The sequence below is a fragment of the Mycolicibacterium arabiense genome (assembly GCF_010731815.2).
GTDB lineage: Bacteria > Actinomycetota > Actinomycetes > Mycobacteriales > Mycobacteriaceae > Mycobacterium > Mycobacterium arabiense.
This window is the reverse complement of the sequence record NZ_AP022593.1, coordinates 4856716-4871770: the sequence shown is the minus strand read 5'-3', so window position 1 is coordinate 4871770 and position 15055 is coordinate 4856716. Positions and strand designations below refer to the sequence as shown.

At 67.6% G+C, this 15055-nt stretch carries 14 protein-coding genes; 10 read left to right on the top strand and 4 right to left on the bottom strand.

The features are described 5' to 3' along the window. From G6N61_RS25115 to G6N61_RS25105, 3 genes are read right to left on the bottom strand one after another with little or no spacing between them, the layout of a single operon-like run. The gene (locus G6N61_RS25115) at window positions 1–975 is read right to left on the bottom strand and encodes a carbohydrate ABC transporter permease (protein WP_163922652.1); all 975 of its coding nucleotides are present in this window, start codon (window positions 973–975) and stop codon (window positions 1–3) included. Next, window positions 975–2345 carry an ABC transporter substrate-binding protein gene (locus tag G6N61_RS25110; RefSeq protein ID WP_163922649.1) on the bottom strand — a complete coding sequence of 457 codons (1371 nt, stop codon included), beginning with the start codon at window positions 2343–2345 and terminating at the stop codon, window positions 975–977. The genes G6N61_RS25115 and G6N61_RS25110 overlap by 1 nt, the downstream gene beginning before the upstream one ends. Window positions 2346–2379: 34 nt before the next feature. Then, window positions 2380–3324: a sugar-binding transcriptional regulator gene (locus tag G6N61_RS25105; RefSeq protein WP_235887678.1), complete on the bottom strand. Its 945-nt coding sequence runs from the start codon at window positions 3322–3324 to the stop codon at window positions 2380–2382. Window positions 3325–3533: 209 nt separating this feature from the next. Between G6N61_RS25105 and G6N61_RS25100 the strand changes: the two genes are divergently transcribed. From G6N61_RS25100 to G6N61_RS25055, 10 genes are all read left to right on the top strand, one after another. Further along, on the top strand, window positions 3534–4943 hold the full coding sequence (locus G6N61_RS25100) for a mannitol dehydrogenase family protein (protein ID WP_163922643.1): 1410 nt from the start codon (window positions 3534–3536) through the stop codon (window positions 4941–4943). Window positions 4944–4992: 49 nt separating this feature from the next. Next, the gene (locus tag G6N61_RS25095) at window positions 4993–5910 is read left to right on the top strand and encodes a carbohydrate kinase family protein (RefSeq protein ID WP_163922639.1); all 918 of its coding nucleotides are present in this window, start codon (window positions 4993–4995) and stop codon (window positions 5908–5910) included. Window positions 5911–5931: 21 nt separating this feature from the next. Next, a complete protein-coding gene (gene ku, locus G6N61_RS25090) occupies window positions 5932–6909 on the top strand; it encodes a non-homologous end joining protein Ku (protein WP_163922637.1) in 978 nt (325 codons plus the stop codon). 944 nt (window positions 6910–7853) lie between these two features. Continuing rightward, entirely contained in the window at window positions 7854–8558 is a 705-nt protein-coding gene (locus G6N61_RS25085) for a hypothetical protein (protein WP_163922633.1), read from the top strand. A gap of 265 nt (window positions 8559–8823) precedes the next feature. Beyond that, window positions 8824–9615 carry an SDR family oxidoreductase gene (locus G6N61_RS25080; protein WP_163922630.1) on the top strand — a complete coding sequence of 264 codons (792 nt, stop codon included), beginning with the start codon at window positions 8824–8826 and terminating at the stop codon, window positions 9613–9615. A 9-nt stretch (window positions 9616–9624) separates the two neighbouring features. Further along, on the top strand, window positions 9625–10722 hold the full coding sequence (locus G6N61_RS25075) for an NAD(P)H-dependent amine dehydrogenase family protein (protein ID WP_235887297.1): 1098 nt from the start codon (window positions 9625–9627) through the stop codon (window positions 10720–10722). Window positions 10723–10753: 31 nt separating this feature from the next. After that, entirely contained in the window at window positions 10754–11047 is a 294-nt protein-coding gene (locus tag G6N61_RS25070; protein WP_163922627.1) for a hypothetical protein, read from the top strand. 58 nt (window positions 11048–11105) lie between these two features. Next, the gene (locus tag G6N61_RS25065) at window positions 11106–11342 is read left to right on the top strand and encodes a hypothetical protein (protein ID WP_163922623.1); all 237 of its coding nucleotides are present in this window, start codon (window positions 11106–11108) and stop codon (window positions 11340–11342) included. 78 nt (window positions 11343–11420) lie between these two features. Then, window positions 11421–12647 carry an Nramp family divalent metal transporter gene (locus tag G6N61_RS25060; RefSeq protein WP_235887296.1) on the top strand — a complete coding sequence of 409 codons (1227 nt, stop codon included), beginning with the start codon at window positions 11421–11423 and terminating at the stop codon, window positions 12645–12647. Next, window positions 12648–13697 carry a poly-gamma-glutamate hydrolase family protein gene (locus G6N61_RS25055; RefSeq protein WP_163922620.1) on the top strand — a complete coding sequence of 350 codons (1050 nt, stop codon included), beginning with the start codon at window positions 12648–12650 and terminating at the stop codon, window positions 13695–13697. On the opposite strand, the gene G6N61_RS25050 is transcribed toward G6N61_RS25055, so the two are convergent. Then, window positions 13635–15050 carry an APC family permease gene (locus G6N61_RS25050; RefSeq protein WP_198339315.1) on the bottom strand — a complete coding sequence of 472 codons (1416 nt, stop codon included), beginning with the start codon at window positions 15048–15050 and terminating at the stop codon, window positions 13635–13637. The genes G6N61_RS25055 and G6N61_RS25050 overlap by 63 nt on opposite strands. Window positions 15051–15055: the final 5 nt, after the last annotated feature.

Here is a 15055-nt window from a genome sequence, read left to right as displayed (position 1 = left end):
TCAGGCTGCCTCTTCCTTGCCGGTGAAGGATTTGAAGATCAATCGGAGGGCGAAGCTGGCGATCACCATCGTGAACAGGACGATCACCACGCCCATGGCGGCGGCCTGGCCCATGTCGAAGCCCAGGAACGCACGCTGGTAGATGTAGAACGGCAGGTTCGCACTCGCGATACCCGGCCCGCCCTGGGTCATCATGAAGATCGCGTCGAAGGTGTTGACCAGGTAGACCGCACCGAGCACCACGCCCAGTTCGATGAAGCGGCGGAGGTGGGGCAGGGTCAGCTCTCGGAAGAGCTGGAACGCCCCGGCACCGTCGACCCGGCCCGCCTCGAGCTGGTCGCGGGGCATCGACGTCAGGCCCGCCAGGATGAGCAGCATCATGAACGGCGTCCACTGCCAGATGAGTTCGACCATCACCATCGTGAGCGGGAACTGACCGATCCAGTCGACCGGCCCGATCCCCACCAGCGAGAGCACCCAGTTCAGGATGCCGTTCGTGGGGTCGAGGATCGTGGTCTTCCAGATCAACGCTCCCGCAACGGGTGTGATGAGGAACGGCGTGATCAGCAGCGTCCGCACGATGCCGCGGCCGAGGAAGGCGCGGTCGAGCAGCAGCGCGATCAGCAGGCCGAGCACCGCCGAGATCAGCACGACGCCCACGATCAGGATGACGGTGTTGAGCGCCACCGACCAGAACTGACTGTCCTTGACCACCGCGATGTAGTTGTTGAGCCCGACGAACTGGCGTGACCCCGGGCGAACCAGGTTCCAGGACAGCGTCGAGTAGTACAGCGTGAACAGGAACGGCAGCTGCGTGACCGCGATCATGAAGATTAGCGCGGGTAGCAACGGCCCTCGCCTGCGCCAGCCTTCGGCGCGACTCACGCCGGTCTCCTGTGCAGCCCGGATCTTGCGGACCCGCTCGGCTACCGCGTTCTCGCCGGCGTCGGCATCGGTGTCAGCAGTAAGAGTCATCACTTCTCCTGGTAGGTCTTGCCGACGACCTCGGCATATTGCTGTGCTTGCGCCAGCGCTTCGTCGACCGAGATCTGGCCGGCGATCGCTGCGCTGATCTGTTGGCTGACCCGTGTTCCGAGATCCTGGAACTCGGGGATGCCGACGAACTGCACGCCCGTGTAGGGCACCGGTTGCACCGTCGGCTTGTCCGGGGTGGCGTTGGTGATCGACTTGAGGGTCAGGGGGCCGTAGGACCTCGAAACGGCCTCGTACTCCGGCAGTTCGGTGTAGGTCGAGGTCCGGCTACCGGGTGGCACCCTTTCCCAGCCGAGCTTCTCGCCCACCAGCTTCATGTAGTCCTTGCTGGTCATCCAGGAGATGAACTTCCATGCGCCGTCGGGATTCTTGGCTCCCTTGGGGATGCCCAGCGCCCAGGTGTAGAGCCAACCCGAGTTCGGCTTCTCGACGATCGGCGCGGGCAGGTAGCCGATCTTGCCGACGAGATCCGGGTACGTCTTGGGATCCTCGAGCGTCGAGACCGCAGACGTGGCGTCGTACCACATTGCTGTCTGCCCCTGGCCGAAGAGGTTGGCGCATTCCTGGAAACCCGTTGAGGACGCGCCCAGTTCGCCGGACTCCTTGATGGTGTTGACGTAGAAGTTGACGGCCTCCTTCACCTGGGGGCTGTTGAGCTGTGCGTTCCACTGCTCGTCGAACCAGCGCCCGCCGAAGGTGTTGATCACGGTGTCCAGGGGTGCGAGTACCTCGCCCCAGCCCGGCTTGCCGCGCAGGCAGATACCGGCGCGGTCGGCGGTCTTGAGCGTCTTCGCCCACTGCCCGACCTCCTGCCACGTGGGCTGGTAGTTCGGGTCCTGGTTGATGGTGATGCCGGCCTGCTCGAACAGGTCCTTGCGATACATCAGGAACGATGACTCGCCGTAGAACGGAACGGAGTACATGTCGCCCTCGTACGACAGCGACTCCCGCAGCGACGGGATGAAGTCGGTCATGTCGTAGCCCGGCGTTTTGTTCGCGTAGTCGTTAAGTGGCAGCAGCCACCCGTCCCGGGCCCACTGCGGCGTCTCGAAGTTGCTGATCATGGAGACGTCGAACTCGCTACCGCCCATGGCGGCCGACATCGTGATCTTGGCCCGCGCCTGGTTCTCCGAGAGCGAGATGAACTTCAGCTTGGTGCCGGGGTTCTCCTTCTCGAATTCCGTCGACAGCTCTTGAGCGTCGGTCATCTGCGAGTTGGACACGAGGGCGATCGTCACCTCGTTCTCCGACGCGCCCAGACTGCCCGCCCCCGCGCAGCCTGCCGTGAACGTCAGGCCGGCCGCCGCAGCGCACGCCCCGAGTCGGTGTAGAACTCTTCGTCGAGTCTTCATACCGGTCAACCTCTCACTGTGCCAACGAACATGGTCACTGTTCCAACAACCAACGTGCGCAATCGAATTCGCATACCAATAGCTTCGCCATCCCGCCGCGCAGTGCGGCCAGGGTGGCGACGTACTTCTCCGGGCCGCTGCAGACCAGGATGGTCTTCGAGCACGCCCGGACGTCCTCGAGCGGCACCGACACCGCGCGGTGCGCGAGTTCGGTCTCCACGGGCGCGCCGTCGGCGTCGAAGAACCGCCCACCGATCTCGCCGACGGCCCCGCGGGCCACCAGGTCGTCGAGCATGCGGACGTCGAGGAAGCTGCCCTCGAACAACGTGGTTGAGGTGGACACCGAGCCGACGCCGAACAGCATCGTGTCCGCGCGGCGGCCCGCGTCGAGCGTCCGCGAGATCACCGAGTCGCTGCGCAGCGAGACGACCGTGGACGGATCGGCGTAGAGCGGCGCGGGGAGACGCATGGCGTCGGCGCGCAACATGTCCGCGCTGCGGCTGAGGATGAACTCCATGCCGGTCTGATAGGAGGCGGTCGACATGGCGCCGTCGAGCTGAACGACCACGCGGCAGCTCGCCACGCCGGGGCTCAGCGCCGACACGGCGGCCACTTGCTCGGGGCCCCAAGTGAATCCGAGCACGTCGTCGTGGGCGAGGCGGCGCATGAGCAGGGCCGCCGATGCGCGGCCGAGGTGTCCGGTGACGACGGCCTCGGTGATGCCGAAGCGATCCTCGAGGAGGCGCTCCTCCTCGGCGTGCAGGTCGTCCTTGAGCGTCGGGGGGACGACGACCTCGATGCGCACCAGTCCGTTGGCCTTCGCCCGGGCGATGAGGCGCCCAGCCGTCGGGCGGGAGACGCCGAGCTTGGCGGCGATCTCCGCCTGGGTGAGCCCGTCCAAGTAGTAGAGCGTCGCAGCGCGGAGAGCGAGTCGGAGGTCTTCGGGCGTCGAGCCGGCGGCGGGCTCGGTGGGCGACACCGCCCGACCGTCCGCCGCCTCGGCCGACCTGAAGTCCGATACAGCTGCAGCCACGTTGGGGGCTCCACCTTTCGAATTTCGACTGAACTTATGCTCAGGGGTGCGAGTAGATGATCATCACGCTAACATCGAAGTGTGACGCACACAACACCCCAGACTTCGGACCACGAGCACCCGGCGATCCACCCCGAAATGGTGGTGTTGGCGTCATGAAGCTGAGCAACGAGACGCTGCCCGAGGTGCCGATCGACAAGCCCGGCTACGACCGCAGCAAGGTGAAGATCGGCATCGTGCACTTCGGCGTCGGTGGCTTCCACCGCGCCCACCAGGCGATGTACGTCGACCGGCTACTGGAGACGGGCAACGCGAACGAGTGGGGAATCTGCGGCGTCGGCGTCCTGCCGGGCGACCGCAAGATGGCCGACGTCATGAAAGCCCAGGACGGCTTGTACACCCTGTTGGCGCTGCGCGCCGACGGCGGCCGCGAGGCACGCGTCATCGGCTCGATCGTCGACTACCTGTACGCACCCGACGACCCGGAAGCGGTCGTCGAACTGATCGCCGCGCCGACGACCCGGATCGTGTCGCTCACCATCACCGAGGGCGGGTACACGATCGACGACGCCGGACCCGACAGCGTCTTCGGGCTCGTCACCGCCGCACTCGCCCGGCGCCAGGAACGCGGCCTGTCCTCGCCGACGATCGTGTCGTGCGACAACATCGAGGGCAACGGCGACGTCGCCCGCGAGGCGTTCACCGCCTACGCCGAACGGGAGCACCCGAGCCTGGCCGGCTGGATGGCCGAGCACACGCAGTTCCCCAACTCGATGGTCGACCGCATCACGCCGGCCACCTCGCCGGAGGTGATCGAGACGGTCGAGTCGGAGTTCGGCGTCGAGGACCAGTGGCCCGTCGCCGCGGAACCGTTCACCTCCTGGGTCCTCGAAGACCACTTCTCCGACGGCAGACCGCGTTTCGAGGACGTCGGGGTGATGCTCGTCGACGACGTCACGCCGTACGAGCTGATGAAACTGCGACTCATCAACGCCGGCCATCAAGCGCTGTGCTACTTCGCCTACCTCGCCGGGTACCGGTTGGTGCACGACGCCGCGGGCGATCCGCTGTTCGCCAAGTTCTTGCAGCGGTACATGGACGAGGAGGGCACGCCGGCACTCAAGCCGGTGCCGGGCATCGACCTCGACGACTACAAGCGCACGGCGATCGAGCGCTTCGCCAATCCCGGCGTGCGCGACACCATCGTCCGGCTCTGCTTCGGCTCGTCCGACCGCATCCCGCAGTGGCTGCTGCCGGTGGTCCGGGAAAACCTGCGCACCGGCGGACCCGTCGAACTGTCCGCCGCCGTCGTCGCCAGTTGGGCCCGCTACGCAGAGGGCGTCGACGAGCAGGGCGAGCCGATCGACGTCCAGGATCAGCTGGCCGACAGCCTGGTGCCGCTGGCCAAGTCGCAACTCGACAACCCCACGGCGTTCATCGAGAACACCGCGCTGTTCGGCGACCTGGCGCAGCAGCCGCGGTTCGCCGACGCCTACGTTCGGGCGCTGGATTCATTGCACCGCAACGGCGCTCGGGCCACGCTCGAGCAGTTGGTCGAGTCGTGAGCTCCCGAAGACGAGCGCGAGCGAGGCACGAGCGAGCGGGAGTCGAGCCATGAGCCAGCGTGCACTGGTCATCGGCGAGGCGCTGATCGACGTCGTCGAGCGCGACGGCACAGTCACCGGCGAGCACGTCGGCGGCAGCCCACTGAACGTCGCGGTGGGGCTGGGCAGGCTGGGCCGGGAGGTCGACTTCCTCACCCACGTCGGTACCGACGAGCGTGGCCGGCGCATCGTCGACCACGTGGAGGCGTCGGGCGTCGCGCTGGTGCCCGGCAGCACGAATGCCGCCCGCACCCCGACCGCACTGGCACGCCTCGACGCGGCCGGCGCCGCCACCTACGAGTTCGACATCGAATGGCAATTGGCCGGCACCCCGGAGGTGGGGCCGCCGCTGGTCGCGCACACCGGATCCATCGCGGCGTTCCTCGACCCGGGCTGCCTCGCGGTCGCGGCCCTGCTCGACGCCTACCGGGCCTCGGCCACCATCACCTACGACCCCAACGTGCGCCCGGCCCTGATCGCCGATCGCGAGCAGGCCATCGGCCGCATAGACCGCCTGGTCGCCAAGGCCGACGTCGTCAAGGTCAGCGACGAGGACCTGCACTGGCTCGACCCGGACCGCTCTCCTGAGGAGATCGCCGCGGCATGGCAGTCCGTCGGCCCTGCGGTCGTCGCCGTCACGATGGGCGAGCGCGGCGCGTTCGCCACGTGCGCTGCGGGAACGGTGCGCATCGAGGTGCCAAAGGTCGAGGTCGTGGACACCGTGGGCGCCGGCGACGCGTTCATGACCGGGCTGATCGACGAGCTGTGGACGCTGGGTCTGCTGGGCGCCGACCGGCGAGCCGACCTGGCCGCGATCGACACCTCGACGCTCGAACGCGTCCTCCGGGCGGCGGCGAAGGTGTCGGCGATCGTCGTCGGCCGGGCGGGCGCGGACTCACCGGATCGCGCCGCTCTGCTTCGGGGCTAGCTCGATGGGCAATACTGGGTCATGCGTTCCATCTGGAAGGGATCCATCGCGTTCGGGCTGGTGAACGTGCCGGTCAAGGTCTACACCGCGACCGAAGACCACGACATCAAGTTCCACCAGGTCCACGCGAAGGACAACGGACGCATCCGCTACAAGCGGACGTGCGAGGTTTGCGGCGAGGTGGTCGAGTACCGGGACATCGCGAAGGCGTTCGACTCCGACGACGGTCAAACCGTCATCATCACCGACGAGGACATCGCGACGCTGCCCGAAGAGCGCAGCCGCGAGATCGAGGTCGTCGAGTTCATCCCCGCCGAGCAGCTCGATCCGCTGATGTACGACAAGAGCTATTTCCTGGAGCCGGACTCGAAGTCATCGAAGTCCTACGTCCTGCTCGCGAAGACACTCGCGGAGACCGACCGGGTCGCGATCGTGCACTTCGCGCTGCGCAACAAGACGCGGCTTGCGGCGTTGCGGGTCAAGGACTTCAGCAAGCGCGACGTGATGGTCATCCATACGCTGCTGTGGCCCGACGAGATCCGCGATCCCGACTTCCCGGTGCTGGACAAGGAAGTCGAGATCAAGCCTGCCGAGTTGAAGATGGCGGGCCAGGTGGTGGAGTCGATGACCGACGACTTCCACCCCGACCAGTTCCGCGACGACTACCAGGAACAGCTGCACGAGCTGGTGCAGGCCAAGCTGGAAGGCGGCGAAGCGTTCACGACCGACGAACCCGAACCGGAGAACCTCGACGAGACCGACGACGTGTCCGACTTGCTGGCGAAGCTCGAGGCCAGCGTGAAGGCGCGCAAGGGTGGCTCGAGTTCTAGCTCCGATTCCGACTCGGACGACTCGGACGAGGACGAGAAGGAGAAGCCCGCCAAGAAGGCTCCTGCGAAGAAGGCGGCCGCGAAGAAGGCCCCGGCCAAGAAGACCGCCGCGAAGAAGGCTCCCGCCAAGAAGACAGCTGCGAAGAAGACGGCGGCCAAGAAGAGCTGACGCTGGGGGCGCGCTTGGAGCGCCGCCGCTCCCCGGCGCGTCATCATTTGATGACGCCCGCCAGTGGAACGCCGCCGGTCTCGCGGCTGCCAACCACGAACCGCACCTTTTGGCGACGCCCACTCGCACATCTCCGCCAATACGCGCATCTCAATGCCGTGCCAAGCCCTGGTCGGCCACCATGTCAGAAGGTTGCCATGGCCACAGCGGTGTCACTATTGGCGCAGCGATCCGTAGCTATCAGCAAACCGGTGAACACGAATCGCCGTTTTCGCCAGAGCTATGGATAGTTGACGAAACCCTGCTGTAGCTTGAGATTCATTCCGTTGACCGACGTGCGTTTCGGATGATGACTGTACGCAGCTAAAGGGGTGGAAATGGTTATGGATCTCCGCAGGGGAGTTGCTATGGGGCTGATGGCGACCGGTGCCGCGGCTTCTGCGATTGGCCTAAACGTGGACGACGCTCGGCCCGTGGGTGAGGGCATCGTCGCACTGACCTCCACTCAAGGCCCGCTGGCGGCCACTCCACCGAAGAGCTTGTGTTTTCTGTTGTGTCGTGCGGCAGCGACTGCGACGCTGGCCACTCCGACGGTGTCAACCGTGACGGCGCTTCCCAGCACCGCGCCAACACCGCCCGATCTGTTGAGCACGCTTTTGGCGTCTCTCGTATCCGACGGCACGCCCGATAGGCCGAATGCTGGCTTGTTGATCGGATCCGGCGCGACAGGCGCGCCGGGTTCCGATGGAGGCAGAAGCGGACTTCTCATTGGCAATGGCGGCGCGGGCGGAACCGGAGTCAACGGCGGCAACGGGGGACGCGGAGCCAACGGTGGCCTATTGATCGGCAGCGGCGGCGCGGGCGGTGACGCTGGGGGCGGTGTGGGAACTGGCGCGCCAGCGGTAGCCGGGTCCGGTGGCGCTGGAGGCAACGGTGGCTTGTTGGTGGGCGACGGCGGTAACGGGGGACGTGGGGGTGACGCCTTCGGACTAGGCACTGTCGCCGTTGGCGGAGCAGGGGGCGCAGGCGGCAACGCCGGTGCGTTCGGCAACGCCGGCAGCGGCGGAGACGGCGGCGATGCGAGTTCGGTCTTCACCACGGCGAATGGCGGTGCGGGCGGCGCCGGCGGCAGCGGCGTTCTCGTAGGCAACGGAGGCGACGGCGGCAACGGCGGATCAGGCACCGCTCTTTCGTTCGCCAATGGGGTCGGCGGCGCTGGCGGAGACGGAGGCGACGCCGGTACTGCGTTAGGACAGGGTGGCGACGGTGGCAACGGTGGCTCGGCGACTCGAGACCCCTCGCAAGGCATTCCCGTGATCGGCGGTGACGGCGGCAACGGTGGCGATAGCGGCCCCGGGTCGCCCGGTGGAGCAGGTGGCACTGGCGGCGACATCGGCCAGCCAGGGCCAGGAGACTCACGTGCCGGCAATGGCGGGAACGGCGGTGCCGGAGGTGCAGGCGCACCTGGAGGAAATGGGGGGCCGGGAGGCAGCGTCGGCTCGGGAGGCAGCGGCATCGGCACCCCCGGAGCGGGTGGCGACGGCGGCCCAGGAGGCACAGGCGCTTCCGGCGGAGACGGCGGCGCAGGTGGGACGGATGCCAACTCGGGCTCGACGGGCGCCGACGGGAACGACGGCGCCGACGGCTGAGGAACCGAGCAAGCCCCGCCGCGCCCCGGCGCGTCATCATTTGATGACGCCCGCCAGTGGAACGCCGCCGGTCTCGCGGCTGCCAACCACGAACCGCACCTTTTGGCGACGCCTACTCGCACTTCTCCGCCAAAACGCGCATCTCGTCGCGCCACGCACCCGCTCCACACCGCCGCCACAACCAAAGTAGAACGTGTTCCAGAAATCTCTCACACGGCGTGATCACCCTTGTTACGGTGACCCGCGGCAAGGGAAGTGAGGAACCGTGATTCTCGACAGATTCAGGCTCGACGACCAGGTGGCAGTCGTCACCGGCGCGGGCCGTGGCCTGGGCGCCGCGATGGCGCTCGCATTCGCAGAAGCCGGTGCTGACGTGGTCATCGCCGCGCGCACGCAGTCCCAACTCGACGAGATGGCCGAGCAGATCCGGGGCACCGGCCGACGCGCCCACGTCGTCGTCGCCGACCTCGCCCACCCGGAGGCCACGGCCCAGCTCGCGGCCGAGGCCATCGAGGCGTTCGGCAAACTAGACGTCGTCGTGAACAACGTCGGCGGCACCATGCCCAACGCCCTGCTGAGCACCTCCACGAAGGACCTCCGCGACGCGTTCACGTTCAACGTCGCGACGGCCCACGCGCTCACGACGGCCGCCGTGCCGCTGATGCTCGAGCACTCCGGTGGCGGCAGCATCATCAACATCACCTCGACGATGGCGCGGGCATCCGGCCGCGGGTTCGCCGCCTACGGCACCGCCAAGGCCGCGCTCGCGCACTACACCCGCCTGTCGGCACTCGACCTCGCGCCACGCATCCGGGTCAACGCGATCGCGCCGGGATCGATCCTGACCTCCGCCCTGGAGATCGTCGCGAGCAACGACGAACTCCGCGACCCGATGGAGAAGGCCACCCCGATGCGGCGTCTCGGCGACCCGCTCGACATCGCCGCAGCCGCGGTCTACCTCGCCTCCCCCGCCGGGGCGTACCTGACCGGCAAGACGCTCGAGGTCGACGGCGGCCTCACGACCCCGAATCTCGACATGCCCATCCCGGACCTGTGAGGACACACCGTGACTGAACCGAGCAAGCCCATCAAGGTCGCCGCGATCGGCACCGGAAACGTCGGCCGCCACGCGCTGACGCAGCTGATCATCGATCCCCGCTTCGAACTGACCGCAGTGTGGGTGTCAAGCGAGTCCAAGGCGGGCAGGGATGCCGGTGACCTCGCCGGCCTCGACACCACGACCGGCATCACGGCCACCACCGACCTCGACGCGGTGCTCGCCACCAACCCCGACGCCGCGGTCTACACCGCAATGGCCGACAACCGACTGGTCGAAGCGCTGGAGGACTACCGCCGCATCCTCGCCGCCGGCGTCAACGTCGTCGGCAGCAGCGCCGTGTTCCTCCAATACCCCTGGGCCACACTGCCTCCCGAGATGGTCACGCCCATCGAGGAGGCCACCAAGACCGGCAACTCCAGCCTGTTCGTCGGTGGCATCGATCCCGGGTTCGCCAACGACCTGCTGCCCCTCGCCCTGGCGGGCACCTGCCAGAGCATCGAGCAGGTCAGGTGCATGGAGATCATCAACTACGACACCTACGACAGCGCCACGGTGATGTTCGACGTCATGGGCTTCGGCAGGCCGCTCGACGACCTGCCGATGCTGCTGCAACCAGGCGTGTTGAGCTTGGCCTGGGGCTCGGTGGTCCGACAGCTCGCCGCCGGCCTCGGCGTCGACCTCGACGAGGTCAAGGAGGAATACGTGCGCGAGCCCGCGCCCGAGGCCTTCGACATCGCGTCGGGGCACATCGAGAAGGGCACGGCCGCTGCGCTGCGCTTCGAGGTGCAGGGCATCAAGGACGGAAAGGTGGTCGTCGTCCTCGAGCACGTCACGCGACTGCGCGACGACCTGTGCCCGGACTGGCCGCAGCCCGCGCAGGAGGGCGGCTCCTACCGCATCGAGATCACCGGTGAACCGTCGTACACCGTCGACCTGTGCCTCTCGAGTCCGAATGGCGACCACAACCACGCCGGTCTCGTGGCGACGGCAGCCCGCGTCGTCAACGCCCTGCCCGAGGTCGTGGCCGCAGCGCCCGGCATCCGAACCACGATCGACCTGCCCCTGGTCACGGGCCGTGGGTTGTACGCTGTCGGTTCACTGTGAACGCCACAGCGACCACCTGAGGGGATCCGCCATGACGACAGCCACGCGCTACTTCCTGCCATTGGTCGCTGCGGCGGGTGCCGTTGTCGCCGTTGCCTTTTCGCCGGTCGCCGCAGCGGAGCCGACGTGCCAGACGACACCAGGCGGCACCTACACGGGCACCGGGATCACCCAGTGCCAGTCGCCGGGCAACGTCCAGATCAATGCCACTGCGCCGGCGCCGGCGTACCCGTACCCGTGGGACGACGAGTTCTACGGACCTGCGTTGATCATCGGCGGTGGCAGCTGGGGCAACCACGGCGCAGGCGGCGGCGGTCACCGCTGATCGTCGGGTCCATTTCCCGGCGACGGGCGTAGACTTCCTCCGTAGATCGGAGCAGGTCATGAGCGTTCATCCCCGCATTCTCACCCCCCTGTTGGCTGCCGTCGGCATGGCTGGCGCAGTGGTGCTCGCGGCACCCGCGTCGGCGCAACCCACGTGCGTCGACACCGCGCCGCGGACCACCATATGCAGCACCAACGGCAGTTCGTCACTCACCACGTCGCCGCCGGTCATGAACAACTGGCCCTGGTACGGCGGCGGCTTCGGATTTGGCGGGTTCGTGATCGGCCTGGGCTGACCGCCCCTGATTGGCCGACGACCTAGGTTTCGGCTAACCTAACTTTTCTATTCGTCACACCGGATGGGAAGTAGGTAAGTGCTACCGATACCCGCCACGCGTCAGCGTCATGGATTTTGGCTGCTCGGACCCGCCTTCGTCGCGGCGATCGCCTACGTCGATCCAGGGAACGTCGCCGCGAACGTCAGCGCCGGTGCGCAATTCGGCTTCCTGCTGGTGTGGGTCATCCTGGTCGCCAACGTCATGGCGGGCCTGGTGCAGTACCTCTCCGCCAAGCTGGGCCTCGTCACCGGCAGGTCGCTGCCCGAGTCGGTCGCCGACCGAGCGAGCACCAAGGCCCGGATCGCGTACTGGATTCAGGCCGAATTGGTGGCCATGGCAACGGATCTCGCCGAGGTCGTCGGTGGCGCCATCGCGCTATACCTGCTCTTCGACCTCCCCCTGCTAGTCGGCGGCGTCGTCACCGGCGCGGTGTCGCTGCTGCTGCTGGCGATCCAGAACCACCGCGGGCAGGGCGTCTTCGAGCGCGTGATCAGCGGACTGCTGCTCGTCATCGCGATCGGCTTCCTGACCAGCCTCGTCGTCGAGCCGCCGTCGGCCGCCGACGTGGCCGGTGGCCTGGTGCCGCGCTTCGAGGGCCCGGAGAGCATCCTGCTCGCCACCGCGATGCTGGGCGCCACCGTCATGCCGCACGCGGTGTACCTGCACTCGGGTCTCGCGCGGGATCGGCACGGCCAACCCGAATCCGGTGCGCCAAGACGGCGCCTGCTGCGCATCACCCGGTACGACGTCGGCCTGGCCATGCTGGTCGCGGGTGCGGTCAACCTGGCCATGCTGCTGGTGGCCGCGACCAACCTGCAGGGCATGGAGAACACCGACTCGATCGAGGGCGCCCACGCGGCCGTGGAGTCGACGCTGGGCCACACGGTCGCGCTGTTCTTCGCGATCGGCCTGCTCGCGTCGGGCCTGGCCTCGACGTCGGTCGGCGCCTACGCCGGGGCGATGATCATGCAGGGGTTGCTACGCCGGTCCTATCCCCTGCTGCTGCGTCGGCTCGTCACGCTGATCCCGGCGCTGGTGGTCCTGGCCGTCGGCGTCGACCCGAGCCGTGCGCTGGTGCTCTCGCAGGTGGTGCTGTCATTCGGCATCCCGTTCGCGCTGATCCCGCTGGTCCGCCTGACCAGCGACCGCGCGCTCATGGGCGACGACGTCAACCACCGCGTCACCACCGCGCTGGGCTGGCTGGTGGCGGGGGTGATTAGTGTGCTGAACGTGGTGCTGATCTACCTGACCGTCACGGGCTGAATGCAGCCGTACTTCGCCTACGGATCGAATCTGAACGTCGCGCAGATGGCGCGGCGCTGTCCCGACGCGGTCGACCCGCTGCCCGCGACCCTCGCCGACCACGACTGGCTGATCAACGAACGCGGCGTCGCGACGGTGGAACCGTCCGTCGGCGCCGAAGTACACGGCGTGCTGTGGCACGTCAGCGACCGCGACCTCGACGTCCTCGACAGCGCCGAGGGCGTGCCGGTGCGCTATCGCCGCGACAGCATGGTCGTGCAGACCGAACGCGGACCGCTGCGGGCATGGGTCTACATCGACCACCGGGTGGAACCGGGCGCCCCGCGAGAGGGCTACCTGGAGCGGATCATCGAAGGCGCCCGCCACCACGGACTGCCGCAGCGCTGGGTGGAGTTCCTGCACCGCTGGGATCCGGCGAACTGGCCCCGCGGCCTCGCCCCGACCGACACGCCGGGCCCGCAGTCGCTCACCGAGCTGCTGGCCGATCCCGAGATCGACGAACGCTGCACGCTGCGTTCGTCGTTCGGCTTCCTGGCCATTCACGGCGGTGGCCTCGAGCGCATGACCGACGTCATCGCCGAGCGTGCGGCCGAAGCGGCAGGCGCCTCGGTCTACGTAGTGCACCACCCCGTCGACTACCCGTACCACCTCTCGTCAGCGGCCTACCGCGCCGACGAATCAGCCCGGCTCGCCGAGTTCCTCGACCACGTCGACCACGCGATCTCGCTGCACGGGTACGGACGGATCGGGCGCAGCACCCACCTGCTCGCCGGCGGCGCCGACCGCGACCTCGCGGCCCACGTCGCGCGGCACGTGTCGATTCCCGGCTTCCAGGTGATCACCGACCTCGACGCCATCCCGCGCGAGCTGCGCGGCCTGCACCCCGACAACCCGGTGAACCGAACCCGCCGCGGCGGAATGCAACTCGAACTCACACCACGCGTGCGCGGCATCAGCCCGCGCAGCGGGCCTGCCGGCGACGACGGTCTAGCGCGGCCCACCGCCGCGCTGATCGACGGCCTGGTCGCCGCGGCCCACCACTGGACCTGACGTCTCGGTCATGTCGAGCACGGGCGTTGGTCGCCGGAAGCCGTGGGTGACGACGGCGAGCCAGATCACGCCCACTGCCGACCAAATCAGCCCGATCGTTAGCGCCTCCATGGACAGGCTGGTCCACAGCCACACGGTGAGCGCGAAGCCGATGAACGGCAGGATCAGGTTGTTCAGCACGTTCTTCTCGCCCTCGTCGACGAAGTAGTGCTTGATCACCGTGAGGTTGACCGCCGAGAACGCCACCAGCGCACCGAAGCTCACCACCGATGCCAGGATCGCGAGGTCGATGACGATGGCCAGCAGCGAGATCACCGAGATCACGATGATTGCCCACGTGGGCGTACTGAACTTGATCGAGACGTGCCCGAACACCTTGCGCGGCAGCACGCCGTCGCGTCCCATCGCGTACAGGATGCGCGCGACCGACGCCTGCGAAGTCAAGGCCGATCCGGTCGCGCCCGCGACGTAGGCAGCGGTGAAGAACGCCGACAGGAACGCTCCGCCGGCTGCGGTCATGACGTCCACCGACCCGGTGTCGACGCTCTCGAACGCATTCGACGGGAACACCAGCTGCGACGCGTACGACAGGATGATGAACAGCACGCCGCAGATGAGCGTGGCCAACATGATCGCCTTGGGCACGTCTCGCCGGGCGTCCTTGGCCTCCTCGGAAAGCGTTGACACCGCATCGAATCCGAGGAACGACAGGCACAGGATGGCCGCACCCGCCAGCACGGGACCCATGCCGCCTGCGGTGCCGTCACCGCGGAACGGCGCCATGACGTCGACGCTGCCCGAGCCCGAGATGGTGGCGACCGCCATGACGAGGAACACCACGATGAAGATGGCCTGGATCGCGATGATCAGGAAGTTGGCCCGCGCCACCGAGACGATGCCGACGATGTTGAGCACCGTGACGATGCCAATGGTGACCAGGATGATGACCCACGGCGGGATCGCGGGCACGGCGGCGTTCAGGTACAGCCCGATGACCATGTAGTTGAGCATCGGCAGGAACAGGTAGTCCAGCAGCAGCGACCAGCCCGCCAGGAAGCCGATCGGCGCACCGAACGTCTTCTGCGTGTAGGCGTACGCCGAACCGGCGACCGGGAACGCCGCGGCCATGCGCGCGTACGAGCGGGCGGTGAAGATCATCGCCACCAGCGTCACGACGTAGGCCAACGGCACGCGGCCCCCGGACTCGACCGTGACGATGCCGTAGGTGGTGAACACGGTGAGCGGCACCATGTAGACCAGACCGAACAGCACCAGCGACGGCACCCCGAGCGCTCGTTTCAGCCTTCCCTCGTTGGGGTCGGCAGAGATTCCCACCAATGGCTCCGATGACATCGGCA

Excerpts from the sequence above, each read along its gene's own strand:
- G6N61_RS25115 (WP_163922652.1), bottom strand. The coding sequence starts at position 975 with ATGACTCTTACTGCTGACACCGATGCCGACGCCGGCGAGAACGCGGTA.
- G6N61_RS25110 (WP_163922649.1), bottom strand. The coding sequence starts at position 2,345 with ATGAAGACTCGACGAAGAGTTCTACACCGACTCGGGGCGTGCGCTGCG.
- G6N61_RS25100 (WP_163922643.1), top strand. The coding sequence starts at position 3,534 with ATGAAGCTGAGCAACGAGACGCTGCCCGAGGTGCCGATCGACAAGCCC.
- G6N61_RS25095 (WP_163922639.1), top strand. The coding sequence starts at position 4,993 with ATGAGCCAGCGTGCACTGGTCATCGGCGAGGCGCTGATCGACGTCGTC.
- ku (WP_163922637.1), top strand. The coding sequence starts at position 5,932 with ATGCGTTCCATCTGGAAGGGATCCATCGCGTTCGGGCTGGTGAACGTG.
- G6N61_RS25070 (WP_163922627.1), top strand. The coding sequence starts at position 10,754 with ATGACGACAGCCACGCGCTACTTCCTGCCATTGGTCGCTGCGGCGGGT.
- G6N61_RS25065 (WP_163922623.1), top strand. The coding sequence starts at position 11,106 with ATGAGCGTTCATCCCCGCATTCTCACCCCCCTGTTGGCTGCCGTCGGC.
- G6N61_RS25055 (WP_163922620.1), top strand. The coding sequence starts at position 12,648 with ATGCAGCCGTACTTCGCCTACGGATCGAATCTGAACGTCGCGCAGATG.
- G6N61_RS25050 (WP_198339315.1), bottom strand. The coding sequence starts at position 15,050 with ATGTCATCGGAGCCATTGGTGGGAATCTCTGCCGACCCCAACGAGGGA.